Source organism: Bailinhaonella thermotolerans (assembly GCF_003594875.1).
In the GTDB taxonomy this organism is placed as follows: Bacteria; Actinomycetota; Actinomycetes; order Streptosporangiales; family Streptosporangiaceae; genus Bailinhaonella; species Bailinhaonella thermotolerans.
Map to the genome: position 1 here is coordinate 13,192 of NZ_QZEY01000023.1, position 17,218 is coordinate 30,409.

Genomic DNA, 17,218 nt, shown 5'->3' on the forward strand with positions numbered 1-17,218 from the left:
GGGCCGGCCGCGCACGCGCGCGCCCGGCCCGGCCCCCTGGAGCGCCGGCCGGCCTGATCGGCGCTCCCTCTCGCCGATTCCCCTCCCGGCCGGCCCGTCCAGGCCCCTGCCTCCGGTCGGCCCGTCCAGGCCCCGCAGGTGCCGATGAGCCCGTCGGCCCCTTGTCGCACGCGCGGAAGTGCACCTCGGGGTAGAGCTCGCCGAACGTGTCGCCGGTGAGGGCGGAGGAGTGGTTCGGCTCGGCAGCCGCAGAGTAGGTGGCTCCGGTCCCCCGCCAGGTGATCATTCGTGCCCGGGGATGTGGAAATCCGCGCACTGTTCGCCCCGGGCGCAGGCGCGGCGGTACTCTCCGGGCGGCAGCCCGTAGGCGGATCGGAACAGCCGGCTGAAGGCGGCGCGGTCGGTCAATCCCCAGCGCGCGGCGATGGCGGCCAGCGAGTGGTGGCTCATCCGCGGATCCGCCAGGTCTCGGCGGCAGCGCTCCAGCCGCGACCGCCGGATCAGGGCCGCCACCGAGGGCCCGCCCCGCTCCTGGAACAGCCGGTGCAGGTAGCGGAGGCTGATGTGGTGCGCGGCGGCCACGACGGCCGGGGTCAGCTCCGGGTCGCCCAGCCGCCGCTCGATGAAGTCGTCGATGCGCCGCAGCAGGACCCGCCGAGCGGTCTCTGGCGTGAGCGCGTCGGCCTGGTCCATCTGGTACGCGAGGGTCGCCGCCACGAGGTCGAGGCTCATGCGGGCGACGGTCTGCTCCTCCGCCTCCGTGTAGTCCGGCGCGTCCCGGATCACCCGGGACAGGTGGGCGGCCAGCAGTCCGCCCACGCCGCAGCGGGCGTCGAGCGTCACCCCCGCCAGTTCGGGTACGAAGTCGCGCGGGAGCCCGGGCCAGGCCCGCGGGAACTGCAGGACGAGCGAGCGGCCCGGGCCGCCCTCGCGCCAGGCCCGGATCGGGCGGGAGGAGTCGTAGAAGCACATCTCCCCCACCTCGTGCACCGAGGAGCGGTCTCCGTAGGAGAGGCCGCCGCGGCCCGCGAGGCTGAGGCTGAGCACGCACAGCCCGGCGTCGGTCCGCCGCACCATCCGCTCGGTCCTGATCACCTCCAGCGGGTCGTGGACGACCAGGGAGATCAGGACCTCGCCGAGGAGCAGGATGCGCATCGCGCCCCGGAAGTCCTCCTGCCGGTCGCTGCGGAGCAGCGCGGGCACGTACGACCCGTTCGCGAGCTCCTGCCAGTAGGGGAACCGGTCCCTCTGCGGCAGGTCATGGGTGCGGTAGGTCACCAGTCCCATCGGATCCTCCTCGCATCGCCCGCGGGCCCGGGATGCCGGGCGCCGGGGCGTCTTTCGCCACTACGGGCTCACTATGGGACCGGGCCGTACGGCGACGCCATGGCCGGCGTGAGACGGCGCGAGGCGGCGGAAGACGACGGCCGGCCACATGGCCGCCGACAAGCGGCCGAAAGCCGGCTGAGAGGCGGCTGGGGAGCCGCCAAGAAACCGCCAAGAAACAGCTAAGGAACTGCCGGGGAACAGCTAGGGAACGGCTGGATGGAGCCTGGGAGGCCGCCGGAAAGACGAAACCGCCTGATCGGCGCGAGAGCGGAGAGCACGAGGCCGGCTCTCGCGGCGATCATGCGGCTTCGGAGCGCCCGGGGCGCGAGCCGTACGAGCGTCCGGGTGCCAGGTGTCCGGGTGTCCGGGAGTCCCGGAGTCCGGGTGCCGGGTGCCGGGGGTCCGGGTCAGGCCACCTCGGCGATGAGCTCGACCTCGACCGGCGCGTCCTTGGGCAGCACCGCGACGCCGACCGCGCTGCGCGCGTGCTTGCCCGCCTCGCCGAAGACCTTGCCGAGCAGTTCGCTGGCGCCGTTCAGCACCGCCGGGTGGTCGGTGAAGCCGGGCGCGCTGGCGACGTAACCCACCACCTTGACGATCCGTACGACCCGCCCCAGATCGCCCACCACGGACTTCACGGCCGCGAGCGCGTTGAGGGCGCACACCTCGGCCAGCTCGGCGGCCCGCGCCGGGTCCACCTCCGCGCCGACCTTGCCGGTGGCGATCAGCTCGCCCTTCACCAGCGGGATCTGCCCGGCCGTGTAGACGTAGGACCCGGTCTGCACGGCCGGCACGTACGCCGCGAGCGGCGCGGCGACCTCGGGCAGGCTCAGCCCGATCGAGGCCAGGGCCTCCTCAGGGGTCATGCCTTCTCCCGCTTCATGTAGGCCACGAGCTGCTCGGGGTTCGGGCCGGGGATGACCGAGACGAGCTCCCAGCCGTCGTCGCCCCAGTTGTCGAGGATCTGCTTGGTCGCGTGCGTCAGCAGCGGCACGGTCGCGTATTCCCACTTCTTCATGGGCAGCACATTAGTGTGCCCCCGCCCGCCCGGCGGCACGCGCACCGCGCCCCGCGCGAGCCCCGCTCACGCCGTACGGCGTCCCGCCCGCCCCCGATTCCGGGCGGAAAGGGAGAATGACACGGCCCGGTGCGGGGATGCCCATTGTGACTCTTCACCTATTGACATTCGGCGTACGGCGGGCGGGCGGGAGGAGACATGCCGGGAGGGTGCGCCCGACCCGGAATCCGGCCCGGCCGGAACCCCGCGCGCCCACCGCGCCGCCGTACCCCCGGAACCCCGGCGGCATGGGCCGTCAGCAGGAAGAACGGCGTCGCCCGGCAGGCCGCCGCCGGGGTCCTGCGGCCTCTCCGGACCGCCCCGCCGGCGCGAAATGCGACGGCCGGTCCGAAGATCCGTAAAGGGGTTCCCGCGAATAAGTGAGAAGTGACCGGAGGGTAGCCTTCGAACCGTGAGCGCTCGGGACACAGATTGGGACGGCGTCCGGCTGCACGTGGTCACCGGAAAGGGCGGCACGGGCAAGACGACGGTCGCCGCCGCACTGGCACTGGCTCTGGCCTCGGGAGGGAAAAAGGTCCTTCTCGTGGAGGTCGAGGGACGGCAGGGCATCGCCCAGCTCTTCGACCGGCCGCCCCTGCCGTACGAGGAGAAGAAGATCGCGGTGGCGCCGGGCGGCGGTGACGTCCACGCCCTCGCCATCGACCCCGAGGAGGCCATGCTCGAATACCTCGAGATGTTCTACGGCCTGCGCCGGGCGGGCAAGGCGCTGACCAAGATGGGCGTCATCGACTTCATCACCACCATCGCCCCCGGGCTGCGCGACGTGCTGCTCACGGGCAAGACGACCGAGTCCGTGCGCCGCAAGGACCCCTCCGGCAGGCGGGTGTACGACGCCGTGGTGCTGGACGCGCCGCCGACCGGCCGGGTGGTGCGCTTCCTGAACGTCACGACCGAGGTGGCCGACCTGGCCCGGGTCGGCCCGATCCGGACGCACGCGGACATGGTGCGCGGCGTGGTGGCCTCGCCGGAGACGGCCGTGCACTTCGTGACGCTGCTGGAGGAGATGCCGGTCCAGGAGACCCTGGACGGCATCGCCGACCTGCGCGCCGAGGGGCTGCCGCCGGGCGGGGTCTTCATCAACATGGTCCGGCCGGAGATCCTGCCCGAGGAGACGCTGGAGGCCGCCGGCGAGGACCGGCTCGACCTCGACGAGCTGATCGTGGGCCTGAAGGCGGCCGGGCTCACCGACGACGCCGAGGAGACCGCGCGGGCGCTGGCCGCCGAGGTGGCCGAGCACGCCCACCGCACGCGGCTCGAACGCCGGGAGCGGCAGACGCTGGCCAAGGCCGACCGGCCGAGGTACGAACTGCCGCTGCTGGCCGACGGCGTGGACCTCGCGGGCCTGTACGAGCTGGCCGACACGATCAAGGCTCAGGGAGCGGCATGAAGACGGCACCGGCCCTCGACGTAGACGGGCTGCTGGGCGACCCCCGGATGCGCATCATCGTGTGCTGCGGCTCCGGCGGGGTCGGCAAGACCACGACGGCCGCGGCCCTCGGGCTGCGCGCGGCCGAGCTGGGCCGGAACGTGGTCGTGCTCACCGTGGACCCGGCCCGGCGGCTGGCGCAGTCCATGGGGCTGTCGGAGCTGGACAACACGCCGCGGCCGGTGGTCGAGTACGACAACGGCGGCTCGCTGCACGCCATGATGCTCGACATGAAGCGCACCTTCGATGAGATCATCGAGGCGCACGCCGACCCGGACAGGGCCCGCCAGATCCTGACGAACCCCTTCTACCAGTCGCTGTCGTCGAGCTTCGCGGGCACGCAGGAGTACATGGCGATGGAGAAGCTCGGCCAGCTCGGGCGCTCCGACGAGTGGGACCTGATCGTCGTGGACACCCCGCCCAGCCGCTCCGCGCTCGACTTCCTCGACGCCCCCGAACGGCTCGGCCGCTTCCTCGACGGCCGCGTGCTGCGGCTCCTCGTCGCCCCGGCCAAGGCCGGCGGGCGCGGCGCGTTCAAGCTGCTCAACGTGGGCATCGGCATGGTCACCAACATCGCCAACAAGGTGATCGGCGCGCAGGTGCTCAAGGACATCCAGACGTTCGTGTCGGCGTTCGACGCGATGTTCGGCGGGTTCCGCGAGCGGGCCGAGCAGACCTACAAGCTGCTCCAGGCCCCGGGGACGGCGTTCCTCGTCGTCGCCGCGCCGGAGAAGGACGCGCTGCGCGAGGCGTCGTACTTCGTGGAGCGCCTCGCCGAGGAGCGCATGCCGCTGGCCGGCCTGGTGGTCAACCGGGTGCACCGCTCGCCCGCCGCCGATCTGTCGGGCGCGAGGAGCACGGCCGCGGCCGAGGACCTCGACCGGCGCGGCGGGCACGAGGTGGCGGCCGCCGTACTGCGGCTGCACGCCGATCGGATGCGCGTGGCGACCCGGGAACGGCGTGAGCAGGAGAGCTTCATGTCGGCGCATCCGACGGTGCCGGTGGCCGAGGTGCCGGCGATGCCCGGGGACGTCCACGACCTGGACGGCCTCCGCGAGATCGGCGAACGCCTGGCCTCCTGACCCCGGTTCGCCGGCGCCGGCTCGCGCGACGCCGGTCTCCTGACGTCCGCTTGTGTGACGGCGGCTCGCGTGATGCCGGCCCTGCCGGGCGCGGGGGGGCGGGACGGGACGCGGCTATCCCGTTCCGCCGTCCCGCGCTCGACGGGCAGGCGAAAGCCCCGCCGCGCGCTCGCCGTACACGACGAGCCGCGGCGGGGACCTGATCTCAGCCCGCGATCAACTCGTGGGCTCGCTCGTACTCTTCTTTCGCCGACTCCAGCAGCTCTCGCCAGGAGTCGACCTCCGGACGTCGCCGCAGGAGGGCGCGTCGTTCCCGCTCGGTCATCCCGCCCCAGACCCCGAACTCGATGCGATTGTCGAGCGCATCGGCGAGGCACTCGGTACGGACCGGGCACCCGCGGCAGATGAGCTTCGCCCGGTTCTGTGCGGCGCCCTGCACGAACAGAGCGTCAGGATCCGCACTTCGACAGGCGGCGCGGGAGGTCCAATCCGTGATCCACATTCGACCCCACTCCCCTTAGGTGGTCAGTCGTCTCCTCGGCCGACGGGCGCGGGCGTCAGGCCTCCGTATTCAGTTGCCGCGTGAGAGAACCTACGCAAAGTGACGGTCGGGCTGACAGAACCCATTGGGCTCATTTACGGGATGGTCATGTCGGGCCATGTGGCCGAGATGGACTAGTCATCTCCGCGTGTGATCACGCCCCCGCGGCCATACCGTTTGCGATCACTACGTGGCGTTTCGGGCGCATTGGCCCCCTCGTCCGTCGTAACCTGGTGTCCGTGAAACCTCAAAGCCGCGACAAAGGATCACCTGTCGTCAACGTCCTGAAGCTGATCGCGGCCGGCGCAGTCGCCGGCGCGCTCGTGGCGGGCGTGGCGCTCCCGGCGATCGGCGGGGCGGGGGTGGCGGCCAAGAGCGCCGCCGACGGCTTCCAGCAGCTCCCCGCCGAGCTTCACGAGGCGCCGCTGGCGGAGCTCACGCGGTTGTACGACAAGAACGGCAAGCAGTTCGCCCAGTTCTACAACAACAACCGCGAGTCCATCCGCCTCGACCAGGTCTCCGAGCACATGCGCAAGGCCGTCGTGGCGATCGAGGATTCACGCTTCTACGAGCACGGCGGCATCGACTTCAAGGGCACGATCCGCGCGTTCAGCCAGAACGCCCAGACCGGCGCCGTACGCCAGGGCGGCTCGTCCCTCACGCAGCAGTACGTCAAGAACGTGCTCAAGGCGAACGCCAAGACGGAGAAGGAGCGCCGCGCCGCCGAGGCCCCGAACTACGGGCGCAAGCTGACCGAGCTGCGCTACGCGGTCGCCCTGGAGGAGAAGTACTCCAAGGACACGATCCTGGAGCGCTACCTCAACATCTCCTACTTCGGCTCCGGGGCGTACGGCGTGCAGGCCGCCGCCAAGCGGTACTTCGGCAAGCCCGCCGCCAAGCTCACCCTGCCCGAGGCCGCGACCCTCGCCGGCATCATCCACTGGCCGAACCGCTACGAGCTGCCCTCGGGCCTGCCCAAGAAGCAGCGCCAGGCGCACGAGAAGGCCATGCTGGAGCGCCGCAACGTCACGCTCGACCGCATGAAGGAGCTGGGCGTCGTCTCGCCGCAGGAGTACCAGGAGGCCCGCGCCTCCAAGCTCAACCTGAAGCTCACCCCGGCCCCCGGCGGCTGCGAGGAAAGCGACTACCCGTACTTCTGCATGTACGTCAAGCAGGAGATCCTCAACAACCCCGCGTTCGGCGCCACGTTCGAAGAGCGCGAGGCCCGCCTGAACTCCGGCGGCATGAAGATCTACACCACGCTCGACCCGAAGATGCAGAAGGCGTCGGAGAAGGCGCTGCGCAAGTACGTCGGGCCGAAGGAGACCGAGGTCGCCTCGCAGGCGATGATCGAGCCGGGCACCGGCGAGATCAAGGCGCTGGCGTCGAGCAAGAAGTTCGGCCCGGGCAAGGGCGAGACCATGCTCAACCTGGCCGCCGACGCCAAGCACGGCGGCGGCACCGGCTTCCAGGCCGGGTCCACCTTCAAGGCGATCACCCTGGCCACGGCGCTCGACGAGGGCTGGAAGTTCAACCAGGGCATGCGCACCCCTGGCTCGTTCAGCAGCAGCAGCGCCAACGACTTCAAGAACTGCAAGGGCGACAGCGTCGGCGACCCGAGCCACACGGTCTTCAACTCCAGCGGCGAGGGCAAGGGCGGCTCCTACAGCCTGTCCACCGGCACCTGGAGCTCGGTGAACGTGTTCTTCATGATGCTGGAGCAGGAGGTCGGCCTCTGCGACACCGTGGAGATGGCCAAGAAGCTCGGCATCAAGAAGACCGCCCTCGGCCGTGACCTGGTCCAGGTGCCCACGTTCACCCTCGGCGTCAACGAGATGGATCCGCTGACCGTCGCGAACGCCTACGCCACCTTCGGCGCCCGCGGCAAGTACTGCACTCCGATGGCGATCACCGAGATCAAGGAGCGCAACGGCAAGTCCACCAAGATCAAGCCGAGCTGCAAGCAGGCCATCGACGAGGGCGTCGCCGACGCCGTCAGCCACGTGCTCCAGGGCGTCTTCACCAAGGGCACCATGAGCGGCGTGGGCGGCATCGGGCGCGACGCCGCGGGCAAGACCGGCACCACCGACGGCTACATGACCGCCTGGTTCGCCGGCTACACCCCCGACCTGGCCTCCGCGGTCAGCATCGGCGACATCCGCGGCGCCTACCAGCACCCGCTGACCAACGTGAAGATCGGCGGCCAGTACTACGGCTCCGTCCAGGGCGCCTCGATCCCCGGCCCCATCTGGGTGAAGTCGATGCGCGAGGCCCTGGAGGACGTCGAGGCGACCTCCTTCCACGCGCCCGACTTCGGCCGGTTCGGCGGCGGCTACACCCCGCCGTCCGAGGACGAGAAGAAGAAGGACGAAGAGGACGAGGACGGCGGTCCCGACGTGGACATCCCCCGGATCGGCAACGGCAACGACTGGTTCGGCCGCCGCCCCGGGAACGGCAACGGAAACGGAAACGGCCGCGGCGGGCGTCCCGACCGCGACTGACCCGGCCAGTGATCGCGCAGCGGGCTCCCGCCCACTGCGCGATCACGCGTTTCCGCCCCTTCTCCGCCGCCCTTCCCGCCCGCCGTACGGCCCGCGAGGGCGCTGCGCCCCGCTCAGGCGGCGCGCCTCGCGAAGGCGGTACGGCGGCCGGCGCGCGTGAGGTGGCCCGCCGAGGCCGTACGGCCGCCGCAGGGCGCTCCCGGGGCGCAGGGGCATGCCGTACCGCCCCGGCGATGGGGGCGGGCCGCACAGGCCGCAGGAGGGGCTTCCGCGGCAGGCGCGGCTTCCGCCGTACGAGGGGCTTCCGCGGCAGGCGCGGCTTCCGCCGTACGGCGGGAGGAGGCGCTCAGCCCGCGAGGCGCTGACGGACGGCGGCGGCGACGCGGCCGCCCTCGGCGCGGCCGGCGACCTTGGGGTTCAGGACCTTCATGACCTGGCCCATGGCCTTGGGGCCCTCGGCGCCGGACTCGGCGATGGCCTCGTCGACCAGCTTGTTCAGCTCCTCGTCGGAGAGCTGGGCGGGGAGGTACTCCTCCAGCACGGCCTGCTCGTCCAGCTCGGCCTGGGCCTGCTCGGCCCGACCGGCGTTCGAGAACGCCTCCGCGGCCTCGCGGCGCTTCTTCGCCTCGCGGGTGAGGACCTTCACGACCTCGTCGTCGGAGAGCTCGCGGGCCGCCTTGCCCGCCACCTCCTCGTTGGCGATCGCGGCCATCGCCATCCGGATCGTGCGGGTACGCACATCGTCGCGGGCCTTCATCGCGACCGTCAGATCGGCCTTCAGCTTGTCCTTCAACGCACTCATGGGTCCATCCTCCCGCGTGGGGCGTCCCGGCTTCACCTCGATTCCCACGCGTCGCGGCATGGCACCATGAATGGGTGAGGAAACGCACCGCGATCCCCCTGTCCCTGCTGGCCGCCGGCGCCGCCGGTCTCGGCTACGCGTCCGTGATCGAGCGCAACTGGTTCCGCCTGCGCCGCTTCGACGTCCCCGTGCTCGCCCCCGGCTCGCGGCCGCTGCGCATCCTCCAGATCTCCGACCTGCACCTGACGCCCCGCCGCACCCGCCTGATCGAGTGGGTGCGCTCGCTCGGCGCCCTGGAGCCCGACCTGGTCGTCAACACCGGCGACTCCATCGCCGACGCCGACGCCGTCCCGGCCCTGGCCCACGCCCTGGAGCCGCTGCTGTCCCGCCCCGGCGTGTTCGTCTACGGCAGCAACGACCTCTACGCTCCGCAGCCGAAGAACCCGGCGCGCTACCTCATGGGCCCGTCGTCGCGCACGTTCAAGCAGCGCGTGCCCAACCTCCCCTGGCCCGAGCTCGGCGCCATGATGACGGACGCCGGCTGGCACGACCTGAACAACGCGACGGCCCGCCTGAAGGCCGGCGAGCGCGACGTCTTCGTCGGCGGCATCCACGACAGCCACATCAACCGCGACCGCTACTCGGAGATCGCCGGCCCGGCCCCCGGGGACGCCGACCTGCGCCTCGGCGTCATGCACAGCCCCGAGCCCCGCAACCTCGACCTCTTCGCCGCGGACGGCTACCAGCTCCTCCTCGCCGGCCACACCCACGGCGGCCAGCTCTGCGTCCCCTTCTACGGCGCCCTGGTCACCAACTGCGGCATCGACCGCGAGAGGGTCAAGGGCCTCCACCGCCACAAGGACGCCTACCTCCACGTCTCCGCGGGCCTGGGCACCTCCCCCTACGCCCCCGTCCGCTTCGCCTGCCCCCCGGAGGCCACCCTCCTGACCCTCCTCCCCGCCCGCCCCTGATCGAGAGGGACACACCACCCCCCAATCTCCGCTAGACTTCATCGAGCACCGGCAAACACCGGCGCACCGGGGTGTAGCGCAGCTTGGCAGCGCGCTTCGTTCGGGACGAAGAGGTCGTGGGTTCAAATCCCGCCACCCCGACCCAGGTCAGAGGCCCTTTCCGATCATCGGAAGGGGCCTCTTTCATTGCCTGAGTGACTAACTGGGTGACTATGCCGTACGGCGGGCCTTGCGCGCCCCGGAGCCACGCCTGAAGATCTCGTCCATGGCCTCAGCGCCCTCCTGTAGGACTGGCCGGAGTTGGTGGCGATAGACGGTCTCGGTGACCCGGGTGTCGCTGTGCCCGACCAGGCGGGAGATGTTCTCGATCGGCATCCCGTTGTCGGAGAGCAGCGAGACGAATGAATGCCTCAGCTCCCGGGGCACCCAGTCCGCGGGGTTCAGGCCGGCCTTCTCGACGACCTTCCGGAAAGCGCGGCGCACGTTGTCCTTGTCCAGCGGCGTTCCGACTCGCGACGTGAAGACGAGGCCGTTCTCCTCCCAGTCGAGCCCCGCGTCGCGACGGATCTGGTCCTGGTGCTCCTTGTGCTCGCGGAGGACCTCCACGCACCAGTTCGGCAGAGCCAGCGTCCGGCGCGACTTCTCCGTCTTGGTGTCACCCGTCCGGCGAACGGAGGTCCACACCTTGATCGACGGTGGGATCGGAGGATCCGCTTCGGGATCCCCGTTGAGGTCGACGAAGCTCCACGGCAAGGCGCGGAGTTCCTCGGTGCGGGCACCGGTCAGGAGGGACAGGACGATGTAGGCGTACATCGACGTGCCCCTCGCCGCAGTTAGAACCGCCAGAGCCTCGTCTCTGGTGAATGACTTCGACGGCCGTCCCGGGCGGCCCTCGGGCAGCTCACAGAGCAGCACGACGTTGCGCTTCACCTTGTCCCGCGCCTGAGCCCTGGCAACGGAGCGACGCAGGATCGAGCGCAGGTCGCGTAAGGTCCGGGTACTGACCTTCTTGGCCTCCTCGGCCAGCCAGCGATCCACGTCCTCCGCGGACAACTCCCGCAGCTTCCGGGCCCCAAGCTGGGGGATGACGTGATGCTTGGCCAGACTTCTCCGGGTCTCGACCGTGCCCTCTGCGCGCCCCGTCAGCCCGTACTCCAGCCAGTCCATGACGGCCTGGCCCACCGTGTAACCCTTGGCCGGCGTCGGCATGCCGTCGTCGTGGTCGCGCAGAATCTCCTTCAGCTTCTCCTTCGCGGCTGTCTTGGTCTTGCCGCTGGCCTTCCTGACGATGCGCTTCCCCGAGGGGGTGTATCCCACAGTGACCGAGGCGATCCAGCGCTGCCGACCCTCGTCCCAGTGCAGCCCACCATCGCCCTTGCTCCGGCGCTTGGTCATCGGGCCTTCACCCCTGCGGCCTCGCGCTCCAGTCGCTCGACGTACTCGCGCAGGGCAGCGGTGGGGATGCGGCGGGAGCGGCCGACCTGGACCGAGCGCAGACGACCAGAGCGAAGCAGCTCGAACACGGTGGTGCGCCCCAGGCCGAGGATGTCGATGGCCTCCTCGACCTTGTAGAGCAGCTTTCCCTCGGTCTGGGGACGCTCCGGCGCGGTGAGGGTCATGATTGGTTTGCCTCCTTCGTGGGGGTGCGGCCCCGGCGGGTCTGCTTGCCGGCGATCGCCGGGGCCGCGTTCTTCGTCTTCGTCGGGCATGCCGACGCCTTCGGTTGGTCTGCGGTGGTTCGTACGGGGATGGATCATTGCGACGAGGCTCGTTAGCGTCTGCTCTCGTCCGCCTTGGTGCAGGTGATCTACGTCACAGCGGATCGGCTAGCCCGGGAGTCGTTCACGTCGTCGTCTCACCAACGGCGACAAGCCGGGCCTCCGCGGCAACCCGAGCGTCGTCGCGGCCCATCTCGGACTTGTCGTCGACCTGTCGGGGCGACAGCCGGAAAACCGTCGCGCTGTCGTGGCTGATGTTGTCGGCGGACTCGTCGCTGTCGCCCCTGGCCGCGACAACCGGCGGCACAACGAAGTTGTCGTCGGGCGTGCTGTCGTCGGCTGTCTTGTCGTCGCCGTGGCGTTCGGCGGAGCCGGACGACAGGAGAGCAAGCCGCTGGGCGACAAGTTCGCGCGGCAGGAAGCCGTACTCCGGGGCGTCGACGATGTCGCGCTGAACCGTGCGCGGATCGACCGCCAGCGACTCGGCGATCTCGGCGGTCGGCGTGAGCGGGTCGGCGTGGAGGATCTCGGCGATCTGGCGCATGCGCTCGGCCCGCTTGGAGCGGAGATGCTTGGTGCCGACGACATGCGGCAGGACGGGGACGGTCTTCTTGTCGCTGGCTGGTTCCTGCACGTCTCGGGTGCTGCGACGGTTCCCCTGCGCCGTACCGTCGCGCCTCCGGTGGTTGCCGTGGCGCCTCTTGTCGCCCGTGTTGTTCTTGTCGTCGTCCGGCTTGTCGTCGCCGGAGGAGTTGTCGGTGTCGGCCACCTGCTCCGCGTTGTTGTCGTCGGCTGCTTTTGTCCCTGCCGCGTTGTCGCCGGTGGCTGTCGCGGTGCCCGCGACGAGTTCCCGAACGCGGGCGAAGGCGTCGTCGAGCATGATCCACTCGTCGAGCATCCAGACAAGATCGGCGGGCGCGAGCTGTCGCCAGTCGTCGCCGAAGTGGACTTCGAGCTGTCGCTTGGCATGCTCGACGCGCTGCTGCGTGGCCAGGGCCTGGCGGTAGGAGTTGATCTCCCACTTGACCATCAGCCGATGCAGGCACAGGGAGGAGGCCGGGTGCCAGAGCCAGCGGGGCAGCGGGATCGGCTCGCGCTGGCGGTGCCGCTGGAGGAGCACGTGCCGGACGGACTCCACGATGGTCAAGATGACGACCGGGGCCGGCACGTACATCAGCATCGCCCGAACGTCCGGCCAGCCGACCGCGGCGTTGGCCACCACCGAGACCACGGTCAGCACGCGGGCGCCCCAGCGCAGTAGCGGCGCGGGCCGCTTCACCCAGGTCAGCACGATGTCCCACGCGACGATGACGACCAGGCTGGCCTCGAAGCTGATCGCGATCTGCTCTGGGGCGGCGGCGCCGATGCGGGTGGCAAGCTGAAGGATCGCCCTGTAGGACGCGTAGAGGCTGTTGGCGACCAGCGCGAGGGCCAGCGCGGACACCGCGATCAGTGCGAGCTCCTGGCCGGCGCGCAGCAGTTCCTTCGGCGGGTCTTCAGCGGAGGGGGTCATCACTTTGCGTCACCTTCGTATGTCCAGCGGGATGTCCAACGGGGCGTGGGGTGATGTCCAACGGCGGGCTGGTTGGACACCCTCCCCCCGCGCGTGCGCGCGTATGGAGTCGCGGGGGGTGAGGGCGGTGGACATCACCGCCCCGGTTACTCACCGTGCACCTCCCTGCGGCCCCTCCCCCGCCGCCGACTCCGGGGCCGGGGCTAGGTCTGCCTGATGGTGGAGCTGGCCGGAGGAGTAGATGACCAGGTCGGGGCTTCCCCCGTGGCGGGTGGCTGCACGCTGGGCCCGGATGTACTCCTCCGCCTCCTGCGCGGCGGCGGGGACCTCCTCCGCCTCGATCAGGCGGCGCCACTCCCCCCGGCGCGGCTGGTCGAGGATGCCGAGCGTGCTCCACGCGCGGAGCCGTACGGCGAGCGACTGCCGAGAGCCGCCGACCTCCTTGAGCAGGGCGCCGGTGGTCCACTCGGGGGAGCGGGTCCAGGCGTCGGCGAGCGTGCGCACCACCGCCTCGCGGATGTCCTGCACGCTGCTGATCTCCTCGGCCCCGGTGGGGATGGTTTCGGTGACGACCAGGCGCACCGGCCTGTGGTCGTCGGCGGCGACCGCTTTCAGCAGCCGGGGCTGCTCGACGGCGAGGGCGGGGCAGGCCTGGGCGGCAGCCTGCTCGGGCGAGCAGTACGGCAGCAGATGGGCCGGTAGGCGGGTCCAGCGGTCGGCGTAGTGCGGGAGCTCGGCGGCGGTGGGGGCCTCCAGGACGGGGGCACGGTCAGCGGTGGCGGCGGCGATCTGCGCGAGCAGGGTGTCGGTGACCTCGGGGGTGTGGAGCAGGGACGGGGCGGGCTGGCTGGGGAGCTGCACGTAGAACGCGCCGGTGGGGAGCAGGGTGGTGTCCACGCGGGTCCAGTTCTTCAGGACGAATTGGGAGTCGGCGCGCTGGGTGGTGCGGCCGGCGATGCCGCGGGGGAACAGCGGGCGCAGGTCGGGGTGCAGGCTGGTCTGGGACAGGTACTGGGAGGCGATCTCGGCGCCCCAGTTGGTGGCGCGGCCCTGGGAGAAGACGGTCTTGGCGGCCTCGACCGCTGCGGCGTTGGCCGCCTTCTTGCCCAGCAGCGGCCCGAACTCGTCGAACACGATGACGACGCCGGGGTGCTCGACCGTGATGGGGAGTTTCTGGTTGTGCTCGGGGCGCAGCAGCCGGGCCCGCAGCGGGATGCCGACGGCGGCGGCCTGGAGCATGCGGGTGGCTTCGGTGCGGTCGGTGGCGATCCAGTCGATGCGCGGCAGCAGCGGCGCGAACGTCAGCCCTTCGTTCTTCAGGTCGATGACCCAGATCAGCGCGTCCGGGCAGTGGGCGAGCTGGGCGGCGAGCAGGCGCAGCAGGTTCGACTTGGCCGAGCCCGGTTCGCCGCCGTACAGGCCGCGGGTCAGGCCCTCGACCGCGTACAGCGGGATCGCCGCGTCCTGGCCGTTGTCGCCCTTGCCGAGCCAGATCGGGTCGCGCAGGGACGTGGGGGCGGTGGCCGGGTCGTAGGTGACGTGGCGGGCCTTGAGGGTGCCGTCCTGCCAGACCAGCACGACGCGGGCGGCGCTGTTGTGGTCCCCGTCCTGGCGGACCTCGCGGATGCTGTTCTGGGGCCAGTGCATGCCCGAGGTGATCGCCTCCCGCGCCTTGTCCAGCTTGGTGCGGGTGACCGTCACCGGCAGGCGGAGCCGGATCAGCATCCGGCCCGCTTCGTCCTGGGCGATGGCGACCACGACGACTCCGGCCATGCCGAGCGCGGCCAGCACCGCCGGGAGCGCGGCCGTCCAGTTGCGGATGCGTCCGCGGGTCACCCGCCAGCGGCGCGCCTGCGGGTGCATCAGCCACATGACCAGTACGGCGAGAGTGAGCACGGCCCATGCGGCGCTGACGCCGAGGGTGAACGGCCCCCACGTGACGGCGGCGGCGAGCCACGCCACGGCGAGACCGATGACGCCGGTGACGAGGTCGGGATCGGCAATGGCACGTCGCGCCAGGACGGTGCGCGCCGCAGCGGTCAGGGCGCCGCCGAGGAGCAGCACGAGCCACCACGGCACAACGGCGGCGTGAACGGCCACGGCGGCGCCGTACAGGGCGAGAGCGAGCCACAGAGGCAGGTGGGTGTCTCGGGTCGCCCACAGACGGCGGAACAGCCACAGCAGCAGCCGCCAGGCGTAGGGGGCGGCCCAGCGCAGGAGGCGGCGGGCGAGGGAGGGGCGGGGCGGGGTCGGCTGAACGGGGACGAGTTCAGCCGACGTCGAGGGCTGGCGCATGGACCTCCTTTCCGAGGCGAGGAGAGTCGAAGTCAGGGGCGGCGGGTGGCGCGAGGATCGCCAGCGTGTTCGGCGGGCTGATGCGAGTGACGACTACGGCGGCTTCGGAGCCACCAAGCAACATCGACCGGCACTCCGATGGCGATGACTGCGAGTGGAGCGCAGACAAGGGCGAGGGCAGACCCGAACTTCATGCCGGGATCCGGGTGGACGGCCACGGCGATCAGGGCACCGAGAGTCACGAGTGCCAGGAGGACCCGCGCGAGCAAGAGCGCTGGCGTGGCGAGCCTCTTCCAGATGGAGCCTTCCTTGGCGGTGGAGGAACGCATGCGGTTGGCTCCCTTCAGCGGGTGATGATCTGGGACGTACGGGGCGCAAGGAGCTGGACCAGCCACCAGGCCACGGCCGTGGTCGCGACGCACGCGGCGATCAGGGCGTACAGGCTGATCCGGGCGACGTAAGCGAGGACGAGCAGCATCAAGCCGCCGACCACCAAGGCGCAGGTGAGAGTGACGCGACGCCATCCGGCAGCGCGCAGAGCGCGGATGAGCTGGCCGGGAGATACAGCGTCGCGGCAGGGACTGGGAGACGCCGCCAGCAGCAGCGTCAGCACGCCAGCGATGACGAGGGCGAGGGGGTTCATCGGCAACCTTCCGGGAATTCGCAGGTGCAGAGCTCCACGAGGTGGGCCAGAAGGTTCATGTGCGCGCCGTCGAGGTTGTCGAGGTACTTGACTTCCGCCCACCGCTGGTCCTGAGCAAGCAGGTGGGCTGGCTTGCCGTTGGCGCAGACGATCACTCCCTCGGATAGTGACCGCCAGCCACGCCGGGCACGAAATCCCACGTGCGCCTCCTTTCCCATCTACTCCATACAAGCTAGTTTGTAGGGAGTAGATGCGCAAGAGGGAGGTGTTGACGTTGAAACCGAGAGCCGATACCCCGGTCATGGCCGCGCCCTGGCACGCTTGGAGGCGCGCACAGCAAAGCAACAGTTCAGGAAGTGGTGAGCGGATGAGCGCAGCCGAGCGGCACCCGTACGAGGAGATCGCCCACGAGCTGCTGTCCGCGATCGAGCGCGGAGAATTCACAGCGGGCGATCGGCTTCCCTCCGAGAAGGAGCTACAGGTCCGGCACGACGCTTCCCGCGACACCGTGCGGCGAGCCCTCCGGGTTCTCATCGACAGGGGGGTCGCGACTCCTCGCCGAAAGGTCGGCGTCTTCGTCCGTGGCTACGACCGCCAGGTCATTGAGGCTGGGCTGGTCAATCCAGATGAAGCGAATGCACACCTGGAGGTGGCCACGGTCCATCCTCCCGACCGGGTTGCGGCCTTCGCCCCCGGAGCCGGAAGCATGATCCGACGACGCAGAAGGCCCGCAAGTGCACTCATCGACTCATACTTCCTGCGCGAGCTGGTCTCACGGATCCCCGAGCTGGGCGAACCCGACCCCCTTCCGGAGGCCGACGTGACCTTGATGAAGCAGGCCGGCATCAAGCTCGACGAGACGCGTACGCGGGTCCTCGGCCGCATGCCCACATCGGCCGAAGCAGAGCTTCTCGACCTTCCCCCAGGCACACCTGTCCTTGAGCAGACGACACCTCTGATGCAGACAGATGGGCGAGTGATCGCCGTACGTATCGCGCTGTTCGCAGGCGACCGAAACGAATTGGAGTTTGACCTCCGCGTCTGAACGAGGAGCGCGGCTGGCCACAAGGGATCGAGCTGTGGGCCTCACTCCCCAGCCAACTCCCCTTCAGAGCCGACTCCCACAGGTGCCGCCAGAACTAGCATCCCTCTTTGTCCGTTTTCCCGGATCCGGGGAAACGGACAAATCGGACGATTCAGCTTTTTCGGTGATCACCGAAAAAGCTCCGCCAGAGAGCCGTTCTTTTTGCCGCATCCGGCAAAAAGGCTGGTCGGGGCATCATCTGCGGCATCACCCGCTTCGAGCTCAGAGCCGTTCG

16 protein-coding genes and 1 tRNA gene are annotated in these 17,218 nt (G+C 70.4%); 6 read left to right on the top strand and 11 right to left on the bottom strand.

Going from position 1 to position 17,218, the window contains the following annotated elements; genetic code table 11:
- Window positions 1–282: 282 nt before the first annotated feature.
- From D5H75_RS36010 to D5H75_RS36020, 3 genes are all read right to left on the bottom strand, one after another.
- Window positions 283–1,287, bottom strand: a complete 1,005-nt coding sequence (locus tag D5H75_RS36010; RefSeq protein WP_119931085.1) for a helix-turn-helix domain-containing protein — start codon at window positions 1,285–1,287, stop codon at window positions 283–285.
- 449 nt (window positions 1,288–1,736) lie between these two features.
- A complete protein-coding gene (locus D5H75_RS36015; RefSeq protein ID WP_119931086.1) occupies window positions 1,737–2,195 on the bottom strand; it encodes a RidA family protein in 459 nt (152 codons plus the stop codon).
- A complete protein-coding gene (locus tag D5H75_RS36020; RefSeq protein WP_119931087.1) occupies window positions 2,192–2,347 on the bottom strand; it encodes a Sp36 family protein in 156 nt (51 codons plus the stop codon). The genes D5H75_RS36015 and D5H75_RS36020 overlap by 4 nt, the downstream gene beginning before the upstream one ends.
- Before the next feature lie 451 nt (window positions 2,348–2,798).
- Between D5H75_RS36020 and bagA the strand changes: the two genes are divergently transcribed.
- Together bagA and bagB are read left to right on the top strand one after the other, a co-directional pair.
- Entirely contained in the window at window positions 2,799–3,794 is a 996-nt protein-coding gene (bagA, locus tag D5H75_RS36025) for an ATPase BagA (protein WP_119931088.1), read from the top strand.
- The gene (bagB, locus tag D5H75_RS36030) at window positions 3,791–4,915 is read left to right on the top strand and encodes an ATPase BagB (protein WP_119931089.1); all 1,125 of its coding nucleotides are present in this window, start codon (window positions 3,791–3,793) and stop codon (window positions 4,913–4,915) included. Before bagA ends, bagB begins: the two co-directional genes overlap by 4 nt.
- Before the next feature lie 205 nt (window positions 4,916–5,120).
- Here the strand turns inward: bagB and D5H75_RS36035 are convergent, their stop codons facing one another.
- Window positions 5,121–5,417, bottom strand: a complete 297-nt coding sequence (locus tag D5H75_RS36035) for a WhiB family transcriptional regulator (RefSeq protein ID WP_119931090.1) — start codon at window positions 5,415–5,417, stop codon at window positions 5,121–5,123.
- A 278-nt stretch (window positions 5,418–5,695) separates the two neighbouring features.
- Between D5H75_RS36035 and D5H75_RS36040 the strand changes: the two genes are divergently transcribed.
- The gene (locus D5H75_RS36040) at window positions 5,696–7,957 is read left to right on the top strand and encodes a transglycosylase domain-containing protein (RefSeq protein WP_242454719.1); all 2,262 of its coding nucleotides are present in this window, start codon (window positions 5,696–5,698) and stop codon (window positions 7,955–7,957) included.
- Between the two features lie 346 nt (window positions 7,958–8,303).
- On the opposite strand, the gene D5H75_RS36045 is transcribed toward D5H75_RS36040, so the two are convergent.
- A complete protein-coding gene (locus tag D5H75_RS36045; RefSeq protein WP_119931091.1) occupies window positions 8,304–8,759 on the bottom strand; it encodes a GatB/YqeY domain-containing protein in 456 nt (151 codons plus the stop codon).
- A gap of 74 nt (window positions 8,760–8,833) precedes the next feature.
- On the opposite strand from D5H75_RS36045, the gene D5H75_RS36050 reads away from it, so the two are divergent.
- Window positions 8,834–9,730, top strand: a complete 897-nt coding sequence (locus D5H75_RS36050) for a metallophosphoesterase (RefSeq protein WP_119931092.1) — start codon at window positions 8,834–8,836, stop codon at window positions 9,728–9,730.
- Between the two features lie 67 nt (window positions 9,731–9,797).
- A tRNA-Pro gene (locus D5H75_RS36055) sits at window positions 9,798–9,871 on the top strand.
- Between the two features lie 69 nt (window positions 9,872–9,940).
- Here the strand turns inward: D5H75_RS36055 and D5H75_RS36060 are convergent.
- The 6 genes from D5H75_RS36060 to D5H75_RS42295 form a co-directional block, all read right to left on the bottom strand.
- Window positions 9,941–11,125: a tyrosine-type recombinase/integrase gene (locus D5H75_RS36060; RefSeq protein WP_119931093.1), complete on the bottom strand. Its 1,185-nt coding sequence runs from the start codon at window positions 11,123–11,125 to the stop codon at window positions 9,941–9,943.
- Complete coding sequence (locus D5H75_RS36065) at window positions 11,122–11,439, bottom strand: helix-turn-helix domain-containing protein (RefSeq protein ID WP_242454720.1); 318 nt, start codon at window positions 11,437–11,439, stop codon at window positions 11,122–11,124. Before D5H75_RS36065 ends, D5H75_RS36060 begins: the two co-directional genes overlap by 4 nt.
- A 133-nt stretch (window positions 11,440–11,572) precedes the next feature.
- The gene (locus tag D5H75_RS36070) at window positions 11,573–12,961 is read right to left on the bottom strand and encodes a DUF2637 domain-containing protein (protein WP_340137786.1); all 1,389 of its coding nucleotides are present in this window, start codon (window positions 12,959–12,961) and stop codon (window positions 11,573–11,575) included.
- Between the two features lie 150 nt (window positions 12,962–13,111).
- Window positions 13,112–15,256 (bottom strand): hypothetical protein, encoded by a 2,145-nt coding sequence (locus tag D5H75_RS44405; RefSeq protein ID WP_119931096.1) that lies wholly within the window; start codon window positions 15,254–15,256, stop codon window positions 13,112–13,114.
- A 343-nt stretch (window positions 15,257–15,599) separates the two neighbouring features.
- The gene (locus D5H75_RS42290) at window positions 15,600–15,749 is read right to left on the bottom strand and encodes a hypothetical protein (RefSeq protein ID WP_202638832.1); all 150 of its coding nucleotides are present in this window, start codon (window positions 15,747–15,749) and stop codon (window positions 15,600–15,602) included.
- A 146-nt stretch (window positions 15,750–15,895) separates the two neighbouring features.
- A complete protein-coding gene (locus D5H75_RS42295) occupies window positions 15,896–16,099 on the bottom strand; it encodes a hypothetical protein (protein ID WP_202638833.1) in 204 nt (67 codons plus the stop codon).
- Window positions 16,100–16,266: 167 nt separating this feature from the next.
- Between D5H75_RS42295 and D5H75_RS36090 the strand changes: the two genes are divergently transcribed.
- A complete protein-coding gene (locus D5H75_RS36090; protein ID WP_202638834.1) occupies window positions 16,267–16,944 on the top strand; it encodes a GntR family transcriptional regulator in 678 nt (225 codons plus the stop codon).
- Window positions 16,945–17,218 lie beyond the last annotated feature (274 nt).